At 68.3% G+C, this 25,663-nt stretch carries 27 protein-coding genes, 1 tRNA gene and 1 other RNA gene; 16 read left to right on the forward strand and 13 right to left on the reverse strand.

Annotation, left to right across the window (positions count from 1 at the left end):
* The first annotated feature begins 6 nt into the window (after nt 1–6).
* Nucleotides 7–444: a transcription antitermination factor NusB gene (gene nusB, locus EKE94_RS02195; RefSeq protein ID WP_235855864.1), complete on the forward strand. Its 438-nt coding sequence runs from the start codon at nt 7–9 to the stop codon at nt 442–444.
* Between the two features lie 411 nt (nt 445–855).
* Nucleotides 856–1,191 (forward strand): hypothetical protein, encoded by a 336-nt coding sequence (locus EKE94_RS02200; protein WP_127904957.1) that lies wholly within the window; start codon nt 856–858, stop codon nt 1,189–1,191.
* On the opposite strand, the gene EKE94_RS02205 is transcribed toward EKE94_RS02200, so the two are convergent.
* From EKE94_RS02205 to ssrS, 3 genes are all read right to left on the reverse strand, one after another.
* On the reverse strand, nt 1,188–1,985 hold the full coding sequence (locus EKE94_RS02205) for a COG3904 family protein (protein ID WP_127904958.1): 798 nt from the start codon (nt 1,983–1,985) through the stop codon (nt 1,188–1,190). The two genes, EKE94_RS02200 and EKE94_RS02205, sit on opposite strands and share 4 nt — an antisense overlap.
* Nucleotides 1,982–3,388 carry a hypothetical protein gene (locus EKE94_RS02210; protein ID WP_127904959.1) on the reverse strand — a complete coding sequence of 469 codons (1,407 nt, stop codon included), beginning with the start codon at nt 3,386–3,388 and terminating at the stop codon, nt 1,982–1,984. The genes EKE94_RS02205 and EKE94_RS02210 overlap by 4 nt, the downstream gene beginning before the upstream one ends.
* Nucleotides 3,389–3,523: 135 nt before the next feature.
* Nucleotides 3,524–3,679: non-coding RNA, 6S RNA (gene ssrS / locus EKE94_RS19260), on the reverse strand.
* 410 nt (nt 3,680–4,089) lie between these two features.
* Between ssrS and EKE94_RS02215 the strand changes: the two genes are divergently transcribed.
* The gene (locus EKE94_RS02215) at nt 4,090–4,557 is read left to right on the forward strand and encodes an MmcB family DNA repair protein (protein WP_127904960.1); all 468 of its coding nucleotides are present in this window, start codon (nt 4,090–4,092) and stop codon (nt 4,555–4,557) included.
* Nucleotides 4,558–4,589: 32 nt separating this feature from the next.
* Here EKE94_RS02215 and EKE94_RS02220 read toward each other — a convergent pair whose 3' ends face one another.
* Nucleotides 4,590–4,796, reverse strand: coding sequence for a DUF6324 family protein (locus tag EKE94_RS02220; protein ID WP_127904961.1), 207 nt, complete (start codon nt 4,794–4,796; stop codon nt 4,590–4,592).
* A gap of 203 nt (nt 4,797–4,999) precedes the next feature.
* Here EKE94_RS02220 and EKE94_RS02225 point away from each other — a divergent pair.
* Nucleotides 5,000–5,076, forward strand: a tRNA-His gene (locus EKE94_RS02225).
* A gap of 76 nt (nt 5,077–5,152) precedes the next feature.
* On the opposite strand, the gene EKE94_RS02230 is transcribed toward EKE94_RS02225, so the two are convergent.
* The 3 genes from EKE94_RS02230 to EKE94_RS18545 are packed head-to-tail and all read right to left on the reverse strand — an operon-like array spanning nt 5,153 to nt 7,864.
* Nucleotides 5,153–6,079, reverse strand: coding sequence for a tyrosine recombinase (locus EKE94_RS02230; protein ID WP_127904962.1), 927 nt, complete (start codon nt 6,077–6,079; stop codon nt 5,153–5,155).
* Entirely contained in the window at nt 6,076–7,698 is a 1,623-nt protein-coding gene (locus tag EKE94_RS02235) for a hypothetical protein (protein WP_127904963.1), read from the reverse strand. Before EKE94_RS02235 ends, EKE94_RS02230 begins: the two co-directional genes overlap by 4 nt.
* Nucleotides 7,691–7,864 (reverse strand): hypothetical protein, encoded by a 174-nt coding sequence (locus EKE94_RS18545; RefSeq protein WP_164870772.1) that lies wholly within the window; start codon nt 7,862–7,864, stop codon nt 7,691–7,693. Before EKE94_RS18545 ends, EKE94_RS02235 begins: the two co-directional genes overlap by 8 nt.
* A gap of 94 nt (nt 7,865–7,958) precedes the next feature.
* Here EKE94_RS18545 and EKE94_RS02240 point away from each other — a divergent pair, with 94 nt between their 5' ends.
* Nucleotides 7,959–8,510 (forward strand): shikimate kinase, encoded by a 552-nt coding sequence (locus EKE94_RS02240; RefSeq protein WP_268878266.1) that lies wholly within the window; start codon nt 7,959–7,961, stop codon nt 8,508–8,510.
* Entirely contained in the window at nt 8,510–9,628 is a 1,119-nt protein-coding gene (gene aroB / locus EKE94_RS02245) for a 3-dehydroquinate synthase (RefSeq protein WP_127904965.1), read from the forward strand. The genes EKE94_RS02240 and aroB overlap by 1 nt, the downstream gene beginning before the upstream one ends.
* Here aroB and EKE94_RS02250 read toward each other — a convergent pair.
* Complete coding sequence (locus tag EKE94_RS02250; protein ID WP_127904966.1) at nt 9,625–10,185, reverse strand: GXWXG domain-containing protein; 561 nt, start codon at nt 10,183–10,185, stop codon at nt 9,625–9,627. The two genes, aroB and EKE94_RS02250, sit on opposite strands and share 4 nt — an antisense overlap.
* A 147-nt stretch (nt 10,186–10,332) precedes the next feature.
* A complete protein-coding gene (ssb, locus tag EKE94_RS02255) occupies nt 10,333–10,872 on the reverse strand; it encodes a single-stranded DNA-binding protein (protein WP_127904967.1) in 540 nt (179 codons plus the stop codon).
* Between the two features lie 249 nt (nt 10,873–11,121).
* Here ssb and EKE94_RS02260 point away from each other — a divergent pair, with 249 nt between their 5' ends.
* Nucleotides 11,122–11,721 carry a lytic transglycosylase domain-containing protein gene (locus EKE94_RS02260; RefSeq protein WP_127904968.1) on the forward strand — a complete coding sequence of 200 codons (600 nt, stop codon included), beginning with the start codon at nt 11,122–11,124 and terminating at the stop codon, nt 11,719–11,721.
* Nucleotides 11,722–11,755: 34 nt separating this feature from the next.
* Here EKE94_RS02260 and EKE94_RS02265 read toward each other — a convergent pair whose 3' ends face one another.
* The 4 genes from EKE94_RS02265 to miaA form a co-directional block, all read right to left on the reverse strand.
* Nucleotides 11,756–12,622, reverse strand: coding sequence for a DUF1206 domain-containing protein (locus EKE94_RS02265; protein WP_127904969.1), 867 nt, complete (start codon nt 12,620–12,622; stop codon nt 11,756–11,758).
* 130 nt (nt 12,623–12,752) lie between these two features.
* Complete coding sequence (locus EKE94_RS02270; RefSeq protein ID WP_127904970.1) at nt 12,753–13,094, reverse strand: hypothetical protein; 342 nt, start codon at nt 13,092–13,094, stop codon at nt 12,753–12,755.
* 289 nt (nt 13,095–13,383) lie between these two features.
* On the reverse strand, nt 13,384–15,102 hold the full coding sequence (locus tag EKE94_RS02275; RefSeq protein ID WP_127904971.1) for an ABC transporter substrate-binding protein: 1,719 nt from the start codon (nt 15,100–15,102) through the stop codon (nt 13,384–13,386).
* 273 nt (nt 15,103–15,375) lie between these two features.
* Nucleotides 15,376–16,269, reverse strand: coding sequence for a tRNA (adenosine(37)-N6)-dimethylallyltransferase MiaA (miaA, locus tag EKE94_RS02280; protein WP_235855865.1), 894 nt, complete (start codon nt 16,267–16,269; stop codon nt 15,376–15,378).
* Nucleotides 16,270–16,368: 99 nt separating this feature from the next.
* Here miaA and pyrH point away from each other — a divergent pair, with 99 nt between their 5' ends.
* From pyrH to EKE94_RS02320, 9 genes are all read left to right on the forward strand, one after another.
* Entirely contained in the window at nt 16,369–17,106 is a 738-nt protein-coding gene (gene pyrH, locus EKE94_RS02285) for a UMP kinase (RefSeq protein WP_127904973.1), read from the forward strand.
* A 78-nt stretch (nt 17,107–17,184) separates the two neighbouring features.
* Nucleotides 17,185–17,751, forward strand: a complete 567-nt coding sequence (gene frr / locus EKE94_RS02290) for a ribosome recycling factor (RefSeq protein WP_127904974.1) — start codon at nt 17,185–17,187, stop codon at nt 17,749–17,751.
* A 66-nt stretch (nt 17,752–17,817) separates the two neighbouring features.
* A complete protein-coding gene (gene uppS, locus EKE94_RS02295) occupies nt 17,818–18,555 on the forward strand; it encodes a polyprenyl diphosphate synthase (protein WP_127904975.1) in 738 nt (245 codons plus the stop codon).
* Entirely contained in the window at nt 18,555–19,340 is a 786-nt protein-coding gene (locus EKE94_RS02300; protein ID WP_127904976.1) for a phosphatidate cytidylyltransferase, read from the forward strand. Before uppS ends, EKE94_RS02300 begins: the two co-directional genes overlap by 1 nt.
* Before the next feature lie 46 nt (nt 19,341–19,386).
* Complete coding sequence (gene dxr, locus EKE94_RS02305) at nt 19,387–20,556, forward strand: 1-deoxy-D-xylulose-5-phosphate reductoisomerase (protein ID WP_127904977.1); 1,170 nt, start codon at nt 19,387–19,389, stop codon at nt 20,554–20,556.
* Between the two features lie 9 nt (nt 20,557–20,565).
* The gene (gene rseP, locus EKE94_RS02310; RefSeq protein WP_127904978.1) at nt 20,566–21,918 is read left to right on the forward strand and encodes an RIP metalloprotease RseP; all 1,353 of its coding nucleotides are present in this window, start codon (nt 20,566–20,568) and stop codon (nt 21,916–21,918) included.
* 187 nt (nt 21,919–22,105) lie between these two features.
* Nucleotides 22,106–22,231, forward strand: coding sequence for a hypothetical protein (locus tag EKE94_RS19025; protein ID WP_268878267.1), 126 nt, complete (start codon nt 22,106–22,108; stop codon nt 22,229–22,231).
* A 171-nt stretch (nt 22,232–22,402) separates the two neighbouring features.
* Nucleotides 22,403–24,739 carry an outer membrane protein assembly factor BamA gene (bamA, locus tag EKE94_RS02315; RefSeq protein ID WP_127904979.1) on the forward strand — a complete coding sequence of 779 codons (2,337 nt, stop codon included), beginning with the start codon at nt 22,403–22,405 and terminating at the stop codon, nt 24,737–24,739.
* On the forward strand, nt 24,739–25,593 hold the full coding sequence (locus EKE94_RS02320) for an OmpH family outer membrane protein (RefSeq protein WP_127904980.1): 855 nt from the start codon (nt 24,739–24,741) through the stop codon (nt 25,591–25,593). Before bamA ends, EKE94_RS02320 begins: the two co-directional genes overlap by 1 nt.
* The last annotated feature ends 70 nt before the right edge of the window (nt 25,594–25,663 follow it).

The raw sequence follows: 25,663 nt of genomic DNA on the forward strand, positions 1-25,663 counted from the left end.
AGACAGATGAGATCCGCGGCCCGGCTTTATGCCGTGCAGGCGCTGTTCCAGATGGAGCATTCGAACCAGACGGTCGACCGCGTCCGCAAGGAGTTCGAGGATCACCGCTTCGGCGCCACCTACGAGGGCGACGAGATGATCGAGGGCGACGTCGACCTGTTCCGCGCGCTCTGCGAAACCGCCGTGTCGCATCAGGCCCGCATCGACCAGATGACCGACCGCGCCCTGGTGGCGAAATGGCCCATCGCCCGGATCGACCCCACGCTGCGGGCGCTCTTCCGGGCGGCGGGGGCCGAGATGACGGGGCAGGACACACCGCCACGGGTGGTGATCACCGAATTCGTCGACGTCGCCCGGGCGTTTTTTCCCGAAGGACGCGAGCCCAGTTTCGTCAATGCCGTGCTCGACCACATGGCGCGCGAGGCTCGGCCAGAAGCGTTTTAGGCCCGCGGCCCCCGGGCGATCGGCTGCTATCCCGGGGCGGGCGTTTCGCCGGTTCGGCAAGCTCAGACTGCTGCGCCGTGTCTGGGCCCGCTCGCGGTTCGGGCCGGGGCGGGGCTGGGTCAAACGAAGGCGCCTCCCTTGCTGGATTGGACCGCGGCGGGGTGAAATGACGGCGGTTTTCGCCTGATTGGGTGACGCGGTTTCCAGACCCCGCCAGCCGCGCGACGGCGCCGGACCTCCCCGGCGAAGGCGGGCCGTAGAAGGGCCCTCGTTGCCGGGATGGGGAGAGCGGAGAGCTTCGCGTCGTCCGGCTGAAAGACGCGCCCCATGCGCGAAGCGTCGTTTCGTCGCCTGGTCGGACGGCGCTTGCGGCGCTATCTTCAGAGCATGTCAAAAGGGGGAGGCCCGGCAATGCCCAAGCTCGTCCGTTTCTACATCCGCCATGTCCTCATCGGTCTGGGCCTCGCGGTCGTCTTCGTGGGACTGCTTCTGGCCTTCGACGTGGGGCACCTGCGGCACCTTGTGCTGACCTCGTCCGAGGGGCCGCTAGCGCTGGGGCTGCTGGTCCTGTTCAACGCCATCGTCTTTTCGGGCGCGCAGTTCGGCATCGCGATCATGGGGCTGGGCCGCGACACGCCGCCGCGCGGCGGGCGGCCTGTACCGCGGTCTGATCTCCGGCATGCAGCCGCGTCGCTGGCGCCCCTGCCGGTCCGGACGGGTAGCAGCGCCGGCTCGGAGCGCGGCTAGCCGTCGCCCTCGGGCGGGCCGGTCACGAGGTCGTAGTCGGCCAGTTCCTCGGGCACGAGGATGTAGATCTCGTCCGGCGGCGTCACCAGCGCATGGCGCATCAGCCGCAGGTCGATCCCCATCTCGTCGAGATAATCCATCACCATGCCCTGGCCACGTTGGATGTCCTCGACCGCCATGAAGGCCGGCTGCACGGCGTTCTGGCCGAAATAGTGCTGGTGCACGCCAATGTAGGCGTCTGCATCGGCCTCGCGCGTTGTGCCGCCGGCCAGCATGTAGGGACAGGCCGACAGGCAGACGTCATCGGCGCCCATGTGGGTGGACAGGCCCGCCGCGCGGATCTGGCGCCCGATCTCCAGCGCGTCCGAGACCGAGCCGCCGGGCGAATTCAGCCAGACCTCGCGCGCGGGATCGATCATGTCGTCAAGCACGTCGGCAAAGCGTGCCGCGTCGCCCGGAGCGATCTGCCCGCGCAGCCGCAGGACGGGGGTGCCATCGCGATCCTCGGGCAGCATCGACAGCCGATCGGGCATGTCAGGGGTCGCAGGCATATCCTGCCCGGGGCGCGGCGCGGGCCGGTCCGCGGGATCGTAGCGCCGGGTCTGGTCGCCGGGCCGCACCGGCTGGTCAAGCCGCGGCGCGTCACGGTCGAAGGGCAGGGCGGGCAGGCCGCCGCTGCCCTCGATAAGGTCAAGCGCCACCAGGGCGCCGGCCATCGCGATCTCGGCCCCGAGGATCAGCCCCAGCACCCGCCCCGGCCCCCCGGGACGGCGCCGTGCGACGCGTGGGCTCATTCGGGCCGGTCCCGATGCGGGGGCGTGGGTGTGCCCGGTCGCACCGAAGGCGCGGGCCCGGTGGTGGCCTCGGGCACGGCTTCGGCCGGCGCGTGGTCGGCGTCCGCGTCCATATCGGCGGGCGTGTCCCCGTCCCGGGTGACCCCGGGTGACCGCTCATGCGGCGTGGGCTCACGCTCCATCGCGCGTTCGACGTCGCGCAGTGCCAGCATTGCCGCACGCATCTCGGCCAGCGTCATCGTGTCCTCCATCGCGACGGGCTCGCGCCCCGCGCGGATCGCCGACTGTGTGACGGCGAGGATCAGCACCAGCACCGCGGGCAGAAGGTCGATGGCGATGGCGCCGGCCCATGACGGGATGAAGTTGCCGGCATAGCGGATCACCGCGTCGGCGGTGGAGATGGGGGTGTAGGTCGTCTCGACCGGCGGTTCGAGCGACAGGACCGCCTGCGCCGCGGCCTGCAGGGTTTCGGCCCGCTGCGCCAGCACGGTCAGCACCGAATCGATCGTGGCCTGCTGTTCGGTGCGTGTGTCGGCGGTCGACCCGTCGAGCCGCGGCAACACGACCGAGGCGGACAGATCCGTTGCCGCGCGCGACACCAGCGGCGCCACGGAGAGTTGTCTCAGCCGGGTGATGATTCCCGTCAGCCGCACGGTTTCCTCGGAAAACTCGACCGATCGCGCCTCGACCGGGCCGGGCTCGACCGTCAGCGCGCGCATGCGGCTCAGGATCTGGTTGCCTTCGGTGAAGGCGTCCGAGACCAGCGGCCCCTGGCTGGCAATCTGGGTTTCGAGCGACTCGAGCTCGGCCGATTTCTGCCGCAGCACCCGGAACACCGCGCCGCGCCCGGCGATGCCGGAAAGCCCGCCGGTGGCCTCTTGCTCGGACAGGTCCAGAAAGCTTTGGCGCACCCGCGCCACGTCCCGCTCAAGCCCCTGGGCCGAGATCGCGATGGTATGCGAGCGCTCCAGCGAGGCCTGGTATTCCTGCACCGTTTCGGCAAGGTGCTGTTCGACCGCCGCGGCGCCGGCCAGCGCGGCGGCATTCAGCCAGGACGACATCGCCACGATGGCGACGCAGCCCAGCGCCATCGCCCCGGCCAGCCCCATGCGCGACCCCATCGTCCGGACCGCGGGCAAAAGGCGCATCAGGTAGGACCAGAAGACGAAGATCCCCACCGACACCGCCGTGGAATAGGCAAGCGCCGCGAAGACGCTGAGCGCGCCGTCGTCATCGAGCAGGGAAGAGACGCCGAGATAGGTGTAAATCCCCGAGGCCGTCGCCAGCACGCCCAGGGCGGCACCGCTGAAGGTGTCGAGCCAGGTCAGATGCCCTTCCAGTTCGCGCGCATGGCGCACGCCCTGCGCATGGGCCCGGCTGAGGCGGCTGTCGTCGTCGTCCATCGGCAGGTCTCCTGGGGCAAGGGCCCGGGGACGCGGACCGGGATGCAGTATGGCGCGCGACGTGCCTGATCGAAAGACCCCGGAGCGCGGGGCAGGGCACACGCCGATGTCACGAATGAGAGAGGGGTAAGCGGCGGGACCACCAAGCAACCGTGGGGTGTTTTAAATTCCCGAGGACCTGTTGATACAGGTGGGCGCCAGGTATACAGACCACGGTCCGCACAGAGCCAGCTCCCTCGGAAGTGAGTAAGGCCACCGGAATTTTCCCCGTCACGGGAAGGGCAGTGCCCGCCAAGACCCTATCTAGGCGGCAGGTCCGTGGCCGGCAAGGGGGGCCGGCTCAGGTTGACGCAAAGAACGCCGACATGGTGGGGCGAAGCATGGACGGACGCCGGATAGGGGCTGCGAACGCGCCACCGGCGCAGACGGCGCAACTGCAAAGCCCCTCGTAGGCCGGGGATTACGGCGCCAGAGCTCACGCGCGACCGCGGCAGGGCAACGGGGCGGCCAAGCCGAGCGAAGCGGATGGTCCGCTGCGGGGGGCGGCTCCCGCGTCGTCTTTGTCGGGTCTCTGCCGCGTGGGGTGTCCGAGCCGGCGCGCCCGCACAGTGCCCGCAGCGTGGATCCCGCACACGTCGGCGTGACCCGGTAAAGGGGCGGCGGCCCTTGCCTCCTGTTCCCTGTTCGTTCAAATTGCGCGCATGCCTGACGATCGCCTTCCCATCCTCCAACCCGGCCAGCTTCTGGCGCGGGGCGTGTGCCGCCATCTGCTGGGGCACGACTTCGTGACGGTCGAGGAGCTGGTGCCGGCCCCGGGGCTCAGGGTCGACGTCATGGGGCTGGGTCCCAAGGGCGACATCTGGGTGGTCGAATGCAAGTCCAGCCGCGCCGACTTTCTGTCGGACCAGAAATGGCAGAATTACCTGCCGTTCTGCGATCGCTATTTCTGGGCTGTGGATGCCGAGTTTCCGGTCGACCTGCTGCCGGAGGAGACAGGCCTCATCATCGCCGATGCTTACGACGCCGAAATCCTGCGGATGGGCCCCGAGGACCGTCTGGCCCCTGCAAGGCGCAAGCTGATGGTGCAGAAATTCGCCCGCCACGCCGCCCTGCGGTCGCAGGCGGCGCGGGATCCCGGACTGGTCACGCCGCGCGGCCTGCGGGTCTAGCGCGGGGCCTGCGGGTCAGCGGGGTCGGTGGGTCAGCGGCGGCCCTTCTTCGGCGCGGGGGATTTGCGGGCGGCACTGGCCGCGGCGCGAATCTCCTCGGCGATCTCGTCGGCCTCGTCGGGATCGAAATCCAGCGGAAGTTCCAGCCCGTCGCCTTCGACGTAGATCCGCACCATACCCTCGGTGGTTGGCCCGATCTGCAGATTCGCCGCGATGTCGCTTTGCTTGTCGATGCCCATGGATCCCCGAGCCTCTTTGCCAATGTTCAGGCTGCGGAGGTAGCCCCGCGGGCCTTCCGTTGCAAGCCGGATGGTCGTCCGACCGGTCCACGGCGCCGCAGCTTCAGGCCAGCGCGCGGGTTGCGTTACGGAAATTGCGCACGAATTCGGGCCCGCCCCCTTGCAAACGCGCGGGCAGGGGGCTAGACGCTCACCCCACGCAGGCCGCCTTAGCTCAGTTGGTTAGAGCGCTGGATTGTGGATCCAGAGGTCCCCCGTTCAAGCCGGGGAGGCGGTACCACCCCCCTTATTCCAGTTGCCGATTGTCGGCCCCGCGCCGCGCGGGGCGCGCTTTGGCGTTCGCACGTGCGAGGGGGTCAGGATCGGGCGAGAGGGTGGTGGTCGAGCACCAGCGCCCGCAGCCGTTCCTCCAGCACATGAGTGTAGATCTCGGTCGTGGCCACGTCTGCGTGGCCCAGAAGCGTCTGGATCGATCGCAGGTCGGCACCGCCCTCCAGCAGGTGGGTCGCGAAGGCATGGCGCAGGGTGTGCGGCGTCACCCGCGCGGGATCGACCGCCGCGGCCAACGCGATCTCTTTTATCAGGGTATAGAAGCGGTGCCGCGTCAGGTGCCCCGCCGCGCCGCGCGACGCGAAGAGGAACCGCGAGGGCGTCCGCCTCTCGGCCCGTGCCGCGTCATCCTCGGCGTCGCGATGCGCCAGCCAGTCTGTCAGGGCCGCGCGCGCGGGGTCCGACAGCGGGACCATCCGCTCTTTCCCGCCCTTGCCGCGCACCAGCAGCATCCGCGGGTCACCCCGGGCCGCCGACATCGGCAGCGACACCAGTTCGCTGACCCGCATGCCGGTGGCATAGAGCAGCTCCATCAGGCAGGTGTTGCGGGCGCGGTCCGTGGCGCCGCGGCCATGGTTCCGGGCGGTGGCCAGCAGGCGATCGACCTCGTCATGGCCAAGCGTCTTGGGCAGGCGTTTCTGCCGACCCGGGCCGCGGATGCGGATCGCGGGATTGTCGCCGCGCCAGCCCTCCTCGAAGGCGAACCGGTAGAACTGCCGGATCGAGGACAGCCGCCGCGCCCGGGTGGACACCGCCAGCCCCTGCGCGTCGCAATGGATGAGGTAGGACTCGATCTCGTCCCGCCCGGCGGCCATGTCGTCGATCTTGCGTGCGGCCAGCCACCCCGAGAAATCCTTGAGGTCGCGGGCATAGGCCAGCCGCGTGTTGTCGGCGGCGTCCAGCTCGGCCGCCTGCGCGTCGAGGAAATCCGCGATGCGCCGTGCGGTCGTCACTGCCCGGTTCCGAGGATCATCAGTTCGAGCGCGGCGCGGCGCGCCGTGTTCTCGGCCCCAAGCGCGCGCAGACCGGCGATACCGTCGCGGATCGCGATCTGGTCGCCCGCGTGCCCAGCTTCCATCGTGTCGATCGCGCGCAACAGCGCCTCGCCCCGGCGGCCGTCCGCGGCAAGCGGCTGGAACCTGTCGGGCATGCCCTCGACGGCAAAGCCCTGCGCGATCGACGCGGCGGGGCCCGTGGCGCCCTTCAATGCATCCGCGTCGGGCGCACGACCCTCGGCAAAGGCCGCAAGCACGGGGCCCTGCGGCAGGTCGGCGATTCCGGGGTCCGCCGCCGCTGCCTCGTAATCATCGGACAGAAGCGCGATGCGCAGCGCCAGCTGCTGCGCATCAGGGACGTCGCTGTCGAAGTCGGGCAGGCGCGGCGCGATCAGGTCGGCAAAGGGCACGGCAAGGTCCGCGTCGAGTGCGGCGGCCCACGCGTCGGGCAGGGCCTCGGCGATCCGGGCGGTCCGCTCCGCGTTCTCCGGGTCGAGGTCCAGCGCGTCGATCAGCCCTTGCACGGCAAAGACGCGGTCCCACGGGCTGCCCGAAGCGGCGGGCCGCCGTTCGGTCCAGACGCTGAACAGCCGCTCGGGCGGGATGGCGCCGGAGCGCGCCAGCCGCTCGGCCGCCGCGACCCGGGCCTTCCAGCCCGCGATGGGCCGCAGGTCGGCATGCGCAAAGGCCACCGGCAGGGTCGAGGTGGGAATCGGTTCTCCGATCGCCTCGTAGATCGCGAAATCCAGCGGCGAAGGGTGGCGCGGCGGCGGCAGGGCCAGCTGGTCCGACGCGATCTCGGCATCCAGAAACCGCGCCAGAAGCGCATCTTCGGCGGTCGACACGACTGACAGGGCCTCGGCCGTCTCAAGCGTCAGCGCCGCGGCGCGCCAGTCGCCGCCCCGGGCCAGGCAGAAGATCCGCGCCGAATAGGTCGGCGTCAGGTCCGGACGGCGGCGCAGCTTGTCGCAGACGCCGTTTTCGCGGCCGGTCAGGATCGCCGCGTCGAACCAGCGACGCATGATGGCGGCGCCGGGGCGGTGGACCCGTGCTGCCATGTCCTGTGCCGGATCCAGCGCACCCAGAGCCAGAAGAGCATCAAGCCGCGCCACGAAGAGCGAGTCGCCGTCGCTCCCCGCGGGCGGTTCGAATTCGGTCGTCAACAGCGTCTGCCACAGGTCCTGCAGCGCCGGCAGCGCCCGCGACATGTCGCGCGCCAGAAGGGGGCGCAGATCGGCGCTGCCCGACCCGGACCAGAGATCGCCCGGCAGCCCAACAGCCGCGGCGGGCCGCAGACCCACCGCATCGGCAACCTCGTGTTCCAGAGGGGTGACCGTGACGATTTCCGGCAGGGCCGAGCGGGCCACGGCCTCTTCGTCCTGTTGCCGCGGGCGCGGCGGTGGCGTCGTTCGGCGCGTCGCGGCCTCGGTCACGCTGTCGGACAGCCAGTCGATGGCGGAAAGCGGCCCCTCGGCGGACGCGGGTCCCGCGAGGCACAGCGCCATCACACCGGCCGCCAGGGCCCGCCGTGCGGGATGTGCCGCGGACGGATGGTCGCGGCGGATCGCATCACCCATCCAGCGTGACCTCTTCGCTGACATCCGTCTTTTCCGGCGCAAGATTGCCGAGATAAGCATAGCCTACCAGCGCGACAAAGCCGATCACCAAAAGAAACACCAACAATTTCAAAATTCGGAGCATTCGCCTGCCCTTTCGCGCACGTTCCGTGTCTGAAAGGCGCATCTCACGGCGCCCTTGTTCGAGTTTATATATGGCATTTCCGGCAAGATCACGCCATGCAGTCCTTTCTGGAGACGATAAGCGGGACGGCGCCGGATTGGCCTATCGATTGCACAAGACCATCGTTCTCGTCGGCATGATGGGCGCGGGCAAGACTGCCATCGGGGGCGCCCTTGCGCGGCGGCTGGGGGTCGACTTCCGCGATTCGGACCACGAGATCGAGCGCGCCGCCAACATGACCGTGCCCGAGATCTTCGCCCGCGATGGCGAGCCATTCTTCCGCGAGAAGGAGGCCCGGGTCATCGCCCGGCTGCTGCAGGCCGAGCCGTCGATCCTGTCGACCGGCGGCGGCGCCTTTCTGGCCGAGGCCAACCGCACGGCGATCGCCCGCCATGGTGCCGCGCTGTGGCTGCGCGCCGACCTCGACCTGCTCTGGTCGCGCCTGCGGCAGAAGACCACGCGCCCGCTGTTGCACACCGCCAATCCCCGCGCCACCCTGGCCGAGCTCGTCACCCGGCGCGAGCCGGTCTATGCTCTGGCCCAGCTGTCTGTCGCGAGCGCGCCGGGCCTGTCGATCGACGAGATGACCAGCCGGGTGGTCGACCTTCTGCTGACCCGTCCCGATCTGCTGACCGAAGAGCCTGCCTGATGACCGAAACCGTTCACGTCGCCCTAGGATCCCGCAGTTACGATGTGCGCATCGGCCCCGGGCTGGTGGCCCGGGCGGGGCCCGAGATCGCGCCGCTCCTGCGCCGCCGCCGCGTCGCCGTCATCACCGATGATCGTGTGGCGCCGCTGCATCTGGAAACCTTGCGCGCCGGGTTGGCCGAAGCCGACATCGCCATGACCGCCAAGGTCCTGCCGGCGGGCGAGGCGACGAAATCCTGGGCGCAGCTGCAGGACACGGTCGAATGGCTGCTGGCCGAGCGGGTCGAGCGGCATGACGTCGTGGTGGCCTTTGGCGGCGGGGTGATCGGCGATCTGGCCGGGTTCGCCGCGGCGATCCTGCGGCGCGGCGTGCGCTTCGTTCAGATCCCGACGACCCTTCTGGCGCAGGTCGACAGCTCGGTCGGCGGAAAGACCGGAATCAACTCACCCGTCGCGGGCAAGAACCTGATCGGCGCGTTCCACCAGCCCGCGCTGGTCCTGGCCGATACCGGGCTTCTCGACACGCTGCCCCCGCGCGATCTGCTGGCGGGCTACGGCGAGGTGGTGAAGTACGGTCTTCTGGGCGATGCGGCCTTCTTCGAGTGGCTCGAGGCGCATGGCCCCGCGCTGGCCCGGGGCGACCCCGCGGCGCGGGCCCACGCCGTGCGCCGGTCGGTCGAGATGAAGGCCGAGATCGTGGCGCGGGACGAGACCGAGACCGGGGATCGCGCCCTGCTGAACCTCGGCCACACCTTCGCTCATGCGCTGGAGGCGGCGACGGGCTATTCCGAGCGGCTTCTGCATGGCGAGGCGGTGTCGGTGGGCTGTGCGCTGGCGGCCGAGACCTCGGCCCGGATGGGGCTTTGCGCGCAGGAGGATCCGTCGCGCCTGCGGGCGCATCTGCGCGACATGGGGATGAAGACGGACCTGGCCGACATTCCCGGCGATCTGCCCGACGCGGCGGCGCTGATGGGCCTGATGGCGCAGGACAAGAAGGTCGTCGACGGGCGTCTGCGCTTCATCCTGATGCGCGGCATCGGCGATGCCTTCGTCACCGATGCCGTCGATCCCGGCCTCGTGACCGGTGTGCTGGCGGACGGGCTGGCGGCGCGCCGCTAGGTCGCGGTCAGCGTGAAGACCAGCGGCGGGTGGTGCGACAGCCCATCTTTCAGCTCCATCATGCCTAGCACCCGGTCGGCGGAGAGGCTGCGGAAATGGTCGATGATCGGCTGCCGGTCATAGACCATCGCGGTCGAGATCGCGCCGCGATAGGCCCGCTGTGCCAGGTGCGCCCCTGGCTGGCCCGTAGCCAATGCGCGCGCAGACGTCCGAAAGGCGCGCCCGGTGGCCCGCCGTGCCCCCGGTGTCAGCCGGGGCCAGAGCTGGATCGCCAGTCGCAGCGGCAGCCGGGCGGGATCGATGGCCAGCGCCCCCTCGGGGCCGAAGAGCAGCGGAAAGACCCGGTCGTCGGACTCGAACCTCTTGCCCCACCAGCCGCAGGCCTCAAGCGCCCCGTCCAGCGGATGGCTCGTGGCGATACCCTCGCCGTGCCAAGCTCCGCGCAGCGTGCCGGGCGGCACCGGGGGCAGGGCGTCGAAGACCTCCAGCGCCTCGGCACGCGGGACGCCTGTCCTGACCGCTCGCAGCGCCCATGTCCGGGCGGCGAGATCGGTCATCACGATGAACCGAAAGGATTAGGCGGCGCGTCGAAGCGACCCGGATACGTCCCACCGTGCTGCTCGTCGGGAAGGGGGGCCGCGACCCCGCGCGGGGGCCTGCGGCCGGTGCGGCGGGCCGGGGATGCCGGGCCGCCGCCTGCTGGATCAGAACGGGATTTCATCGTCCATGTCATTGGAGCGGCCACCGCCGCCGCCACCACCGCCGCCGTATCCACCGCCGGAGGAGCCGCCACCGCGGTCGTCGGGATAGCCGTCGTCGTAGCCGCCACCGCCGCCGTATCCGCCGCCGCCGCCACCACCACCAAAGCCGCCGCCGCCGGATCCGCCGCCGTCACGGCCGTCGAGCATGGTCAGTTCGCTGCGGTAGGGGCGCAGGACGACTTCGGTCGAGTAGCGGTCCTGCCCGGACTGGTCCTGCCACTTGCGGGTTTCCAGCTGGCCCTCGATATAAACTTTCGAGCCTTTCTTGAGATACTGCTCGGCCACACGCGTCAGCGGCTCGGAGAAGATCGCGACCGAGTGCCACTCGGTCCGTTCGCGCCGCTCGCCGGTGTTGCGGTCCTTCCAGTTCTCGGATGTGGCGATCCGCAGGTTGCACACCTTGCCGCCGTTCTGGAAGGTCCGCACCTCGGGATCGCGACCGAGATTGCCGATAAGGATGACCTTGTTGACCGAGCCCGCCATGGGTGCCCTCCCGTTGCCGTGGTTTGAACCGACGTTACACCATTGGAGGCGGCGAAGGGGAAGCCCGAATCCAAGGCTACGCGACGACCCCCTGCATGGGGCCTGCGGTCCGGACGCGGGCGGCCGGCCCGGGTGGGCCCTGCCGTGGTCCGTCCTGACGTCGTGGCCATTGCTCGAGCGGGTTGAGGGGGTAGCGTCGGCCGTCGTGCTGGGTATAGTGCGCGCGGGACGACGAGAGGGATGATCACGATGCATCGACTGGCAGCGGTCGCGGCCGGGCTTGGGTTGGCCTGTGCGCTTTCTCACGGAGCGTGGGCGGACAGCCTGAGCCTGTCGTCGAAATCGCGGCAGGGCCTGTTCCAGTCCAAGACCAGCGTGCTCGACCGCCGGGCCGCCTCGCAATACGAGAATTCGAAGCGTCTTCAGCCCGAGCATGTCAGCCTTCCGGGCCGGACACCTCAGTCGCCGACCTACCAGGGGCGCTATGCCGGACCCTACCTGGCCGTTGCCCGCAGCGCCGCACGTCGCCACAATGTGCCCGAGGATCTGTTCCTGCGGCTGGTGCAGCAGGAATCGGGCTGGAACTCGGGCGCGGTGTCCCACAAGGGCGCGATCGGGCTGGCACAGCTGATGCCCGATACCGCGCGCCTCATGCGGGTGGACCCGACGCTGCCCGAGGAAAACCTGGACGGGGGCGCACGATACCTCCGCGCGCAGTACGAGGCGTTCGGCGACTGGCGCCTTGCGCTGGCCGCCTACAACGCGGGCCCAGGCGCGGTGCGCCAGCACGGCGGTATTCCGCCCTATCCCGAAACCACGGCCTATGTGACGCGGATCTGGGGCAAGTAGCCCCGGATCCGCGATGGTACGAGCGAGGCGGCAGTCAGGATGTCGCCGCGCGGGCCTGCGCCTTCATCCGCGCCGCCATCGATTCGATGCTTTCGTCGGCGGCCTTGGGCACGATGCGATAGGCGGCATTGACAGCGCAGAAGATCGAAAAGGCGATGAGCCCGACGCAGATCGCCGCGACCAGCGCACGCCCGTAGGGCTGACCCGACACCCAGGAAAACGCTTCGCCCACGCCGCCGGCCTGTTCGGGGTTGGCATTCAGCGCCGCGTAGACCAGCAGCAGCCCGACGATCGCGATTACGGCGCCATAGGCCACCAGACCGATCTTCAGGACGAGGTTCCAGCGCATCGTGAATTCGTTAGCCCGCAGGTGTTCGCGGTATTTTTCGGCATAGCCCTTGTAGGCATAGAAGATGCCCGCCGCGATGGTAATCGCGCCGACGATCCCGATGATCCAGCGACCGCCGGGCCAGGACATGATCGTGCCCACGGCCTGCGTGATGCTGGACCCGCCCGAACTACTGTCGCCGGACCCGCCCGAGCCGCCGAACAGCAGCGACGCTGCGGCAAAGCCGATGGCGAGGTGGGTTACGCCGGTGACTATCATGCCGCCGCGCGCGACGATCCCCTTGCCGCCCGATCCGTAATCCTCGAGATCCCAGAGCGCGTCGACGCCGCGCCAGACGGCGTAGGCCAGCATGCCCAGAGCGATCAGCGCCAGCACGACGCCGCCCCCGGTCGTGGTTTCAAGCTCGGCCAGTGCCGAGGTCGTGCCCTCGGCCTGTCCGCCGTGCCAGATCGCCCAAAGCGAAAACCCGGCAAGCACGAGATAGACGATCGTGCGGCCCAGGTAGCCCACGCGCATGACCTTCACGGCCCATCCGAAATCCGATGCCGACATTGTGACCTCCATGTCCCCTTTGGGGTCGCAACATGGGGCGGCGGCATTCGTTCCGACGCGCGGACGCAACGGCAAAGGTTTTTGCCGCAGCGGACGTCGAATTACGCCAGAGAGCAGGGCGCGCGGTGGGTCAGCGGTCCAGGCCGCGCCGATCCACGTCGCAACGTACGCTCATCGATCCGCGCGCGGGGGCGGTGCGGCCGAATAGGCCCTTCAGCTTACGAGGCGCCCCAAGCTCGGTCGCGCCGCCGGGGCAGAGCAGTTCCGCGGCGAAGCGGCAATTCTGGAATGGAAGGTTGCAGGTCAGGATCCAGTTGCCGTGGGTGGCCTGCCTGAGCGGGCGATAAGCTTCGACCATGCTGCCGGGGACATGGGCGCGGATCGAGCGCGCCTTGTGCCAAGCGGCGGCACCTGCAATCCCGGCGCAGCCGATCAGTGCTGCGACAAGAAGGGTCGATGCGACCGACGCCATCCGAAAACCACGACGCGCCTTGGGCCCGTCCATACTATTGCCACGCACGCACTCAACCATACCGATCGTCAACGCCTCCCACCGTCACGTCCGCAAACGTAATGCCGTGACGGAACGACAGCATAAAGCCCGCAACCGCGTTTTTGCGAAAGTCGCAAATAGGGAAAATCCGCCTTGTTACTTCCGCGCGACAGATCGCGGGGGTGCTCGCCTCATAGGGTGCCCTAGGGGCGCCCGAGCGATGAAGGTTTCATCGGATGCTACCGAAACGGGCAGAACTGCCGGCGCCTCACTCGGCGGCTTCAGAGACCTTCGTCCAAGCCAGGTCCTGCGGCGTGATCTCGAAGCTGACATGCATCTCCGCGCCCAGGATTCCCGGCCGGTGATGCCGGTAGAGCCTGCGCCAGAAGGGTTGGATGATCGCGCCATCCTCGCGCAGTATACTCTCCAGCTCTTGCATCTGCGACCGGCGCGCGGGGGCGTCGGCGATGCCCAGAGCCTCGTCCAGAAGGGCGTCGAAGGTGGGGTCGGCGAACCCCGTCTCGTTCCACGCCGCGCCGCTGCGGTAGGCCAGCACGAGGGTCTGAAGACCCAGCGGCCGATGGCTCCAGTTCGTGGCCGAAAAGGGGTGTCGCGCCCAATCCTGCCAGAAACGTGCGGCCGGCAGGATGCTGCGCCGCGCGGGAACGCCTGAATCACGCAACTGCGCGGCGGCCGCGTCGGAGGTGGTCGCGCGCCAATCGTCGTCGATCGAGATTAGCTGATGTTCGAACTCGGCCATTCCGGACTCGGCCAGCAACGCGCGTGCGGCTTCGGGATCGTGCTTTGCGGGTCCGATATCCGCGTAGTCGGGATGAATCGGCGCGACGTGGTGGTTTTCGGCCCGGCTGCCCCGTCCGCCATAGCCCAGCTCGAGCAGGATGTCGTTGTCGACCGCCAGCTGCAGCGCCCGGCGCACGCGCGGGTCGGCATAGGGGCGGACGCCGTCGACCTCGGCCATCCGGTTGCCGCGGATGCAGATCGTGGCAGAGCTCTGGACCTCGGACCGGGTCCAGTCCAGCGTGTCCATCACGTCGATGAAATCGCCGACCGTCTCGTAGACCATGTCGATCTCGTCCGCCTCGGCGGCGGCGACCCATGTGGCGGGGTCGGTGCCATGGTCGAGAAACTCGATCCGGTCCAGCCACGGGCCGCCCCAGGCCTCCTGTCCCCACCAGGTATGGCCCTCGGCGCGGGTCAGCACCGCGCGCTCGCCCGCGATGATCTCGGTGATGCGGAAAGGTCCGGTGCCGACGGCGTTCTGCGCGTCGCCCGCGTCGAACGAGTCATGCACGATCGCGGCGGGATAGTCGGCGAAGCCGGGGACCAGCGTGATATCGGGCCGGGGCAGGTGCAGCGCCACCGTCAGCGGGTCGACGACCTCGATCACACCGGGCAGGGTGCGGCCGGTTTCGGGATCGATCAGCGCGGCCATGCGCGTGGCCATCGAGTTGCCGGGCACCGTGCGGTCGCACCAGCGGTCGATGTTGCGCGCCACGTCCGCGGCGGTGAAGAGATCGCCGTTGCTCCACCGGACGCCCTTGCGCAGATGCAGGCGGTACTCGGTGGCGTCGTCGCTGACCTCCCACGACTCCAGAAGCATCGGGCGCAGGCTGCCGTCGTTGCGGGACAACACGAGGTATTCCAGCGTGCCGCGCGTCAGGTTCGCGACCTGGCTGCGGTCGTAAAGGCGCGGATCGCCAAGGTCGCGCACCTCCATCTCGATCCGCAGGACGCCACCCTTGCGGGGCCGGGGGGCGGAGGCCGCGGCAGGATCCGTGCCGCTTTCGCCATCGGTCTGGGCGATCGCGGGGCGGCCCAGAAGGGACAGGGCCGCGGCGGGAGCGACCCCGAGCGCCGTGGCACGGGTCAGGAACTCGCGTCGGTCGATCAGCCCCGCGCGATGTTCATGCGCGTGCATGACCGCCGCCGGATGGGCGCCGGTCCGGCCAAACCCGTCTCGTCCCATTTTCGAACTCCCTCGCTACGCCTGCCGTCGTGGTGCCTTCTGAACGGCGGGGACGGCAAGAGGTTTCCCTCGATTCGAGATGGGGTGGTCACATCCGCGTCGGTGGGGCGCCGCGGGGCAGTTCTCAGATGCATGCGCAAAGACAGGCCGCATTGCAGGCGCTGCGCCTTCACGCATAGGTGGCAATGACGGGATGAGCTAAGACAGTACCGAAGATATGTAATACATATCAGTATCTTGCAGTTTAGTATTAGCGTTCTGCCGTAACCGGAGTCAAAGCGTCACGCTATTCCAGGTCCCCATCCGGGCGCGAAACCAGGTTCGCTGACGCTTGGCGTATTGCCGCGTGGCGATCACGATGCGCTCACGCGCCTCGTCCAGCGTCATTGCACCTTGCAGGTGCGCCAGAAGCTCGGTTGCGCCGATTGCCTTCGATGACGGGCGGTCCTGCGAGTAATTGGGCAGGTTGGACCGCGCCTCCTCTAGAAGTCCCGCGTCAAGCATGAGGTCGAAGCGGCGGGAAATGCGTGACAAAAGGGCTTCCCGGTCGGTCTGGACAACGAAGGCGTGGGCTGCGCCGCGTGGCAGCCGCGCGGGCCCGGTCTGTGCCTGCCAGTCGGCCAGGGGTCGCCCGGTCGCGGTCAGCACCTCCCACGCGCGCTGCACCCGTGCGGGGTTGGCGTGGTCGATCCGTGCGGCGGTCGCGCGGTCGAGTTCATTCAGAAGCGCGGCGTGACCCTCTTCGGCGATCCGGCGCGTTGCCGTCTCTCGCACCGATGCGGGGATCGGCGGAATCTCGGCCAGCCCTTCGGTCAGCGCGGCGAAGTACAGCCCCGTGCCCCCGACAATGATGGGCCGCGGATGCGCCAGGTGCGGATCGAGGTCGGCCAGCCAGCGGCCGACGGAATAGGGCGTGTCGCCCGGGACGTGACCGTAAAGCGCGTGCGGCAGAGCGGCCTCGTCAGCCGCGCTTGGCCGGGCGGTCAGCAGCCGCCAGTCGGAAAACACCTGCAGGGCATCCGCGTTGACGATGACGCCGCCGTGCCGTTCGGCGATGCGCAGGGCCAGCGCCGACTTGCCGCTGGCCGTCGGCCCGGCGATCAGCACGGGGGCAGGGTCCGCGGTGCGGGCCAGGACCGCGTCGGCGGTCAGGGTTTCGGTGGCCATTCCTTGCCTCTTCGTCCGGCCGGGGCTCGCCCCCGATTGCAGTCGGCGGCCTTTTCCGACATTTTGCGCCCCGACGCAAAACCGGACAGGCGAGGTGACATGAGCGAGGCAGCAGCCCAGAGGGCGGCCACGACCTATGATCGTGTGCTGTTGAAAATTTCCGGCGAGGCTCTGATGGGCTCGCTCGCCTACGGCCTGCATCCGCCGACGGTGGCGCGGATCGCCCAGGAGGTGAAGACGGTCCACGACATGGGCGTCGAGATCGCGATGGTGATCGGCGGCGGCAACATCTTCCGCGGGCTCTCGGGCTCGGCCCAGGGGATGGAGCGGACGACGGCAGACTACATGGGCATGCTGGCCACGGTGATGAACGCGCTGGCGATGCAGTCGGCGCTCGAGGGTCTGGGTATCCATACCCGCGTGATCTCGGCCATTCCCATGGACCAGGTGTGCGAACCCTATATCCGCCGCCGAGCGGTGCGACATCTCGAGAAAAAGCGCGTCTGCATCTTCGCGGCGGGCACCGGCAACCCCTATTTCACCACAGATACCGCCGCGACGCTGCGCGCCGCCGAGATGAGCTGCGAGGCGATTTTCAAGGGCACCAAGGTGGACGGCGTCTACGACATGGACCCCAAGAAGTTCCCCGAGGCCAAGCGCTATGACCGGGTGAGCTATGACGAGGTGCTGCTGCAGAACCTCGGCGTGATGGACGCCTCGGCGATCGCGCTGGCGCGGGACAACAGGATGCCGATTGTCGTCTTCTCGCTGGACGAACCCGGGGGATTCCGCGGGATCCTCGCTGGCCAAGGCACCTATACAATCGTGCATGCCTGAGGGTATACAGGTTGCAAAACGGGCCTAAGCCCGTCACTGGCCTCGCAAGAAGGCACGCAGGAAGAAGGCACGCAGAGAATGGCAGACGACGCCCAAGATCCCGATATCGACGACCTCAAGCGCCGGATGGACGGCGCCATGTCGTCGCTCAAGCAGGAATTCGCGACGTTGCGGACGGGCCGCGCCTCGGCCACGATGGTCGAACCCATTCACGTCGATGCCTATGGTCAGCCGACCCCGATCAACCAGGTCGGCACGGTCAACGTACCCGAACCGCGGATGGTCACCATCAACGTGTGGGACAAGTCGATGATCGGCAAGGTCGAAAAGGCGATCCGGGAATCCGGGCTGGGCATCAACCCGGTCGTGGACGGCCCGATCATCCGCCTGCCGATCCCCGAGCTGAACGAAGAGCGGCGGCGCGAGCTGTCCAAGGTCGCCTCGCAATACGCCGAGCACGCCCGCGTCGCGATCCGCAACGTGCGGCGCGACGGCATGGACCAGCTGAAGAAGGCCAAGGCCAACGGCATGTCCGAGGACGACCACAAGGTGTGGTCGGCCGAAGTGCAGGAGATCACCGACGCGGCCATCGCCAACGTCGACCGCGCGCTGGAGACCAAGCAGGAAGAGATCATGCAGGTCTGAGCGGCCTTCCAGGCGCGCGCCGTTCTGGCGCGGGCCTGCGGCCTGGCTGTTGAAAGGGGTTTCGAGATGAGTTCTGCCACCAACATGTCACACTCCGTTCAAGGGGGGCCACGCCACGTGGCTGTCATCATGGACGGGAATGGACGCTGGGCGCAGGCGCGCGGCAAGCCGCGCCTCTTCGGTCACCATGCCGGGGCCAAGCGGGTGAAGGAGATCGTCCGCGCCTGTCCCGATCACGGTGTCGACTACCTCACCATCTTTGCGTTCTCGACCGAGAACTGGAAGCGCACCCAGACCGAGGTGGCGGGGCTTATGAAGCTGTTCCGCCGCTACATCCAGAAAGAGGCCCGCGACCTGCTGGCCGAGGGCGTGCGTGTCCGCTTCATCGGCGACCGTGTCAGGCTCGACGCCAAGCTGGTGCGCCTGATGGACGAGCTTGAGTTGCTGACCAGCCGCAACACCCGCGTGAACCTGACCATCGCGCTGAACTACGGCGGCCGGGACGAGGTGGCGCGCGCCACCCAGCGCCTGTCGCGCGAGGTCGCGGCGGGCAAGATCGACCCCGAGCAGGTCGACGAAACCACGCTGGCGCGGTTCCTCGACACCCATGTCCTGCCCGACCCGGACCTGGTGATCCGCACCAGCGGAGAGGCGCGGATCTCGAACTTCCTGCTGTGGCAGTCGGCCTATGCCGAGTACGAGTTCCTCGAAACGCTCTGGCCCGATTTCTCGGCCGAGGAATTTGGCCGCGTCGTGGCGCAGTATGGCGGACGCGTTCGCCGCTTTGGCGCTGTTCCGGCGTAATGGCGGTACGCGGTCTCTGGGACGATCTTCTGACGCGCATGGGTACCGGCGCGGTCGTGGCGCTGATCGGCATCGCGGCGATCTGGGCCGGTGGGCTCTGGCTGCAGGCGCTGACGGTCCTCGTCGCCGCCGTGATGGTGTGGGAGCTCGCCCGCATGCTGGATCCCGCGAGCCCCGCGCTGACGCTGGCTTCTGTCGCGGGCGCTGCGCTGCTGGTGGCCGAGTTCGTGCCGCCGGGCTGGGCCATGCCGCTTCTGGTGCTGCCCGCGATGGTGGGGTTCGGCCAGCTGCACCGCCACCGCAGCACCTTTACGGTCTTTACGCTGATGATCATGCTGGCCTCTTACGGTCTTTACGTGATCCGCAGTGATTTCGGGTTCATCTGGCTGTTCTGGCTGGTGCTGGTGGTGATCGCCACCGATGTCTTCGGGTATTTCGCCGGCCGGTTCATCGGCGGGCCGAAGTTCTGGCCGCGCGTCAGCCCCAAGAAGACCTGGGCCGGCACCATCGCGGGCTGGGTCGCGGCGGCGGGCGTCGGCGTGCTTTTCATCGCCGAGAATGCCGCCGGGCCGCAGCTGATCGGGATCTCGGTCGCCGTCTCGATGGCCAGCCAGATCGGCGATATCGCGGAAAGTGCGGTCAAGCGGCGCGTGGGCGTCAAGGACAGCTCGTCCTTGCTGCCCGGGCACGGCGGGCTCTTCGACCGGTTCGACGGGATGCTGGGCGCGTCGCTGTTCCTGCTCTTCGTGGCGCAGCTCGTCGATTTCCCTTACGGGCTGGCCTGAGGGCCTTGATGCCCCGACGGGCCAATCGAACGGCAAGGGGGGCTTCGTGAAGCGTATCACCGTGCTTGGCGCGACCGGGTCGATCGGGCGGAACACGCTGGACCTGGTCGCCCATGATCCGCAGGGCTTCGAGGTCGTGGCGCTGACCGGCGGCGGCAACATCACCCTTCTGGCCGAGCAGGCGCGCCGGTTCCGCCCCGAGATCGCCGTGACCGCGCATCCCGATCGCTTGCACGAGCTGCGTGCCGCCTTGCAGGGCACGGGCATCGCCGCCGCGGCAGGCGAGGCCGCGATCTGCGAGGCCGCCGCCCGGCCTGCAGATTGCGTTATGTCGGCCATCATCGGCTTTGCCGGGCTGGCGCCGGGACTGGCCGCGCTGCGGCAGGGAACGACCCTGGCGCTGGCCAACAAGGAAAGCCTGGTCTGTGCCGGCCCGCTTCTGTTGCGCGAGGCGGCGCGCCACGGTGCCCGCGTCCTGCCGGTCGACAGCGAACATTCGGCGGTCTTCCAGGCCCTTGTCGGCGAAGAGATGTCCGCGGTCGAACGTGTCGTCATCACCGCCTCGGGCGGGGCCCTGCGCGACTGGCCGGCCGAGCGGCTTTCCCAGGCCACGCCCGAAGAGGCCGGCGCGCACCCCAACTGGGACATGGGTCAGCGCATCACCATCGACAGCGCGAGCCTGTTCAACAAGGCGATGGAGATCATAGAGACCCACGAGTTCTTCGGCATCGCGCCCGACAGGATCGAGGTTCTGATCCACCCCGAAAGCCTGATCCACGCTCTGGTGGGCTTTGTCGACGGCGCGCTTATGGCGCATGTGGGGCCGCCCGACATGCGCCACGCGATAGGTTACGCGCTGAACTGGCCCGAACGCCGGCACCTGCCGGTCGAACGTCTCGACCTGGCATCGGTGGGGCAGATGACCTTTCGCGCCCCTGACGAGATGCGCTGGCCCGCGCTGCGACTGGCGCGCGCCGTGATGGCCGAGGGCGGGCTGTCGGGCGCTGTGTTCAACGCCGCCAAGGAGGCCGCGCTCGATGCCTTCCTCGACCGGCGTATCGGATTTCAGGACATGGCCGGCTTGGTCGAGACGGTGCTCGACGAGATGTCCGATATTCGCCTCGAATTGGACCCGTTTGACCTGGATAACATCCGCGAGACGGATCGTCGCGCACGCCTCTGCACGGTGGAAGCGGCGACGCGGTTGAGTGTATAGTAGAGTGCAATGGATCTGATCAGTTTTCTTCCGTCCTTCGGCAACGTGGCCTATGCCCTCGGTGCCTTCGTCGTGGCCCTCAGCATCATCGTGGCGGTGCATGAATACGGCCATTACATCGTCGGCCGCTGGTCCGGCATTCATGCCGAGGTGTTTTCGCTGGGCTTCGGCCCGGTGCTGTATTCCCGGCATGACAAGCGCGGCACGCGCTGGCAGATCGCGGCGCTGCCCCTGGGCGGCTACGTCAAGTTCCTGGGCGATGCCGACGCCGCCAGCGGCAAGGACGGCGCGGCGCTCGACTCGCTCGACATGGAGGAACGGCGGCGCTCGATGCACGGGGCACCGCTCTGGGCGCGGGCGGCGACCGTCGCGGCAGGGCCAGTCTTCAACTTCATCCTGTCGCTGCTGGTCTTCGCCGCGATTCTGGGCTTTCGGGGCGTGGCGAGCGATCCGCTGACGGTCGACCGCCTGATGCCACTGCCCGCAGGATTGCAGGAGCTGCGCCCGGGTGACGAGATCCTCGCCATCGCCGGATCCCCGACGCCGGAGCTGGCGCGGATGGACGGCTATATCGAAAGCCTGCCCGTCGCGCCCGAGCTCGACTACCGCGTCCGCCGCGGCGACGAAGAGCTGACGTTGCGCGCGCCCTATCCCTATCCGCCGCTCGTCGCGGGGGTGACGCCGCAATCCGCCGCGATGGCCGCCGATATCGAGGCGGGCGACGTGATCCTGTCGATCGACGGCACGCCCTTGGCCAGCTTCGAAGATCTGCGCCAGAAGGTGGCGCAGTCCGACGGGGCGCCGCTGGCGCTGACGATCTGGCGTCCCGATCCGGCGGGCGGAGGCGGCACGCAGCACGAGGTGACGCTGACGCCCCGGCGCATGGACCTGCCCACGCAGGACGGGTTCGAGACGCGCTGGCTGATCGGCATCACCGGCGGGCTGTTCTTCGAACCCGCCGCGGAAACGCCCGGGCCGCTCGCCGCCCTGGGCTATGGGGCGGAGCAGACGTATTTCATAGTGAAGTCCAGCCTGTCGGGGCTTTATCACATGGCTGCGGGCGCGATCAGCACCTGCAACCTGCGCGGCCCCATAGGCATTGCCGAAACCTCGGGCGCGGCTGCCAGTCAGGGCTGGACCAGCTTCATCTGGTTCATTGCGGTGCTGTCGACGGCGGTCGGACTGATGAACCTGTTCCCGATCCCGGTGCTGGACGGCGGGCACCTGGTCTTCCACGCGTGGGAGGCGGTGACGGGCCGGCCCCCCAGCGACGGGGCGCTGCGGATCCTGATGACCATCGGCCTGGGGCTTCTGGGTCTGCTGATGGTCTTCGCCCTGACGAACGATCTGCGCTGCCCCTGACCTGACCTCACCGGTCGGCCCCATGCGTACTGAATGGCCGACCTATCCCCTTCGGCGGGGGCTTGAGGGCAGTGGCCCGGGCCGGGGGGGGCACGCGGCGCGAAATCGTGCGGTTTGCGTCGGATTGGCGCCATATTCGCCACCTAGGTCCGACGTCATCATAATGCACGCGGAAGGGAGCCGTCGCATGATCAGGATTTGGCAGGGGACCGACAGTCTGGCCCTGATCCTCGACCTCTGGGGCGATCGCATGATTTGTTTCGCCATGATCCTGTTTTCCCTGATGGCCGGGGCGTTCCTGGCTACGCCCTGACTGCACCCGGCGCGGCCCGCGACAGGGGCCCTGTCGGGGCTTGGCGCCATATCTCTGAATCCGAAGAAAAAAGACGGCCGGACCCCGCTTCGGCCGTCTTCTGTGTTTTGACAAGGATGGGCATTCCCGATACTCACATCTGCGAGGGATGACAGACGTGGATTGGGACGCATGGTGAAAGTGTCGCGGGATGCCCGGCGCGGGGTGAAGTATGCTGTATCGGCCCGGGTAACGGCCTTTGCCGTGGCTGGCGCTGTTGCGGCCGGATCTGTGCTGTCGACCGTGCCGGTCTTCGCCCAGAGCTTCCAGTTCTCGAACGTCGTGATCGAAGGGAACAACCGGGTCGATTCCGGGACGATCCTGAATTATGCCGAGATTCCGCAGGGCGCCTCGATCTCGGGCGGGGGTCTGAACGACGCCTACCAGCGGCTGGTGAACTCGGGCCTGTTCGAGACCGTCTCGATCGAGCCCCAGGGCGGTACGCTGGTGATCAGCGTCGAGGAATGGCCCGTTGTCAACCGCATCAGCATCGAAGGCAACGACCGTCTCGACGACGAACAGCTTCTGCCGCTGATCCAGTCGCAGTCGCGCCGCATCTACGATCCCGCGCAGGCCGAGCAGGACGCCGCGACGCTGACACAGGCCTACGAGGAAAGCGGCCGGCTGGGCGCGCGCATCACCCCGCGGATCATCGACCGCGGCAATGACCTGGTCGATCTGGTCTTCGAGGTGTCCGAAGGCGGCGTGGTCGAGATCGAACGCGTGTCGTTCGTCGGCAACAGCAGCTTTTCGGACGGCCGACTGCGCCGGGTGCTGGATACCAAGCAGGCCGGTCCGCTGCGCCAGCTGATCCAGCGCGACACCTTCATCGGCGACCGCCTGGAGTTCGACAAGCAGCTTCTGACCGACTTCTACCGCTCGCGTGGCTACGTCGATTTCGAGATCCTGAGCGTCAACAGCGAGTTCTCGCGCGAACGGAATGCCTTTTTCGTCACCTTCAACGTGCGCGAGGGGCAGAGCTATGAATTCGGCGAGGTGTCGGCCACGTCGTCGCTGCCCGGCATCGACGCGCAGGATTACCTTAACGTCACCCGGACCCGCCGGGGCCAGACCTATTCGCCGTCCTCCGTCGAAAACGACGTGGCGCGGATGGAACGGCTGGCGATCCGTCGCGGCATGACCTTCGTGCGTGCTACGCCCCAGGTTACCCGCAACGACCGCGCCCAGACGCTGGACATCAACTACGAGCTTGAGCGCGGCCCGCGTGTCTTCGTCGAACGCATCGACATCGAGGGCAATCAGACCACGCTCGACCGGGTGATCCGGCGTGAATTCGACACGGTCGAGGGCGATCCGTTCAACCCGCGCCAGATCCGCGCCTCGGCCGAGCGCATCCGCGCGCTGGGGTATTTCAAGAATGCCGATGTCGAGACCCGCGAAGGATCGTCGCCCGAGCAGGTGATCGTCGACGTCGACGTCGAAGAGCAGCCCACCGGCAACCTGTCCTTCGGCGGATCCTACTCGGTCGATGACGGGCCGGGGGTGGCGATCTCTTTTGCGGAACGCAACTTCCTCGGCCGCGGCCAGTCGCTGCGGTTCCAGGTGGCGACCGGCACGGATTCGTCCAACAGCGTGATCTCCTTTGTCGAGCCCTATTTCCTGGGACGCGACCTGGAGGCCGGGATCAACGTGTTCTACCGCGTCGCCGAAGAGGACGACGACGACTACAACACCGAGGTTCTGGGCTTTTCCCCGTCGCTGGAGTTCCCGATCGGTGAGAATACCCGGCTGGGCCTGAACTACCGTCTGTCGCGCGACCGGCTTTACAACGTCTCCGAGGACAGCTCGCCCATCCTTCAGGCCGAAGAGGGCACGCTGATCAGCTCGTCCGTCGGCTATTCGCTGAGCTACGACACCCGCCGCACGGGGCTGAACCCCAATGCAGGCGTGCTGCTGCGCTTCAATCAGGATTTTGCGGGGCTCGGGGGGGACAACAAGTACGTCAAGACCACAGCGACCGCGATCGCCCAGCGTCTGGTGATGAACGAAGAGGTCACGCTGCGCGCCACGCTCGAAGGCGGGGCGCTGCACATGATCGACGGCGACAGCCGCGTGACCGACCGGTTCTTCCTGTCCGGCAATGATCTGCGCGGCTTCGAGGGGCGCGGCACCGGGCCGCGCGACCTGGGGACCGAGAACCAGGATGCGCTCGGCGGCAACTTCTACACTGCCGCGCGTTTCGAGGCCGAGTTTCCGCTGGGCACGCCCGAGGAATACGGGTTCTCGGGGGGGGTCTTCCTCGATGCCGGATCGGTCTGGGGGCTCGACAACACCGACGGGGCCGAGGGCGAGGTCGATGATGGCTTTGCGCTGCGCTCCTCGATCGGCGTGTCGCTGTTCTGGGACACGGCAATCGGTCCGCTTCAGCTGAACCTCGCCAAGCCGATCAAGAAGGAAGAGTACGACGAGGAACAGGTGTTCAACCTGACCATCGCGACGCAGTTCTGATGGCGCGCGCGGGCCTGATGTCACGGACCGCGCTGGCCGTGCTGCTGCTGGCCTCCTGTCCTGTCCGGGCGCAGGAGGGCGAGGCGCTGATCCCGCGGATCACGCCGGATGCCGGCACCGCGGTCGAGCGCGGCGCGCCGTCGGACTACGTCGGCTCGCCTATCCTGACGATCGATCAGGAGCGGCTCTTCGACGAAAGCGCCTGGGGGCAGCGCATCTCGCGCGAGATAGAGACGCGGTCCGAGGCGTTGGCCGAGGAAAACAGCCGCATTGAAGAGACGCTTGTCACCGAAGAGCGCGATCTGACACGCCGCCGCGCCACGCTTGACCCGGCCGAGTTCGCAAGGCTGGCGTCTGCCTTCGACGCCAAGGTGCAGCGCCTGCGCGAAGAGCAGGACGCCAAGACCCGCGCGATCACCCGCATCCATGACGAGGGGCGGCAGGCCTTTTTCTCCGTGGTCATCCCGATCCTGAGCGAGGTCGTGCGCGACCGCGGTGCTGTGGCGATCCTCGACCGTCGGGCGATTTTCCTGTCGGCCGACGTGATCGACGTGACCACGGAAAGCATCGAGCGCATCAACGAACGGGTCGGCGACGGGGCGGAGATCGACATGTCCGCGAGCGGCGCCGAAGGGGGCGCAGGCCAGGGGGGCGTTCAGCCCGGGGGCGCAGGAGAGGCGCCAGCGGCGGGCGCGGCCCCGGCGGAGAATGATGCAGCGTCATCGTCCGAGGGGGCGCCCCCCGCCGATGCCGCGTCCGAGGCGCCCGGACCGCTGCAGATCGGTCCGACGGATGGGGCCACCGCGCCGGACCCGGGTGCCACGTCGCCGGACGCCGCGACGCCGCTTGATTAGCCCTAGGATCGCCTTGTCGGGCGTCGGCTGAACGCCCCCGGCCGATGCGCGGTCTTCCGCCCCCGAGGCA

The sequence above is a fragment of the Mesobaculum littorinae genome (assembly GCF_004011175.1).
Classification (GTDB): domain Bacteria; phylum Pseudomonadota; class Alphaproteobacteria; order Rhodobacterales; family Rhodobacteraceae; genus Tranquillimonas; species Tranquillimonas littorinae.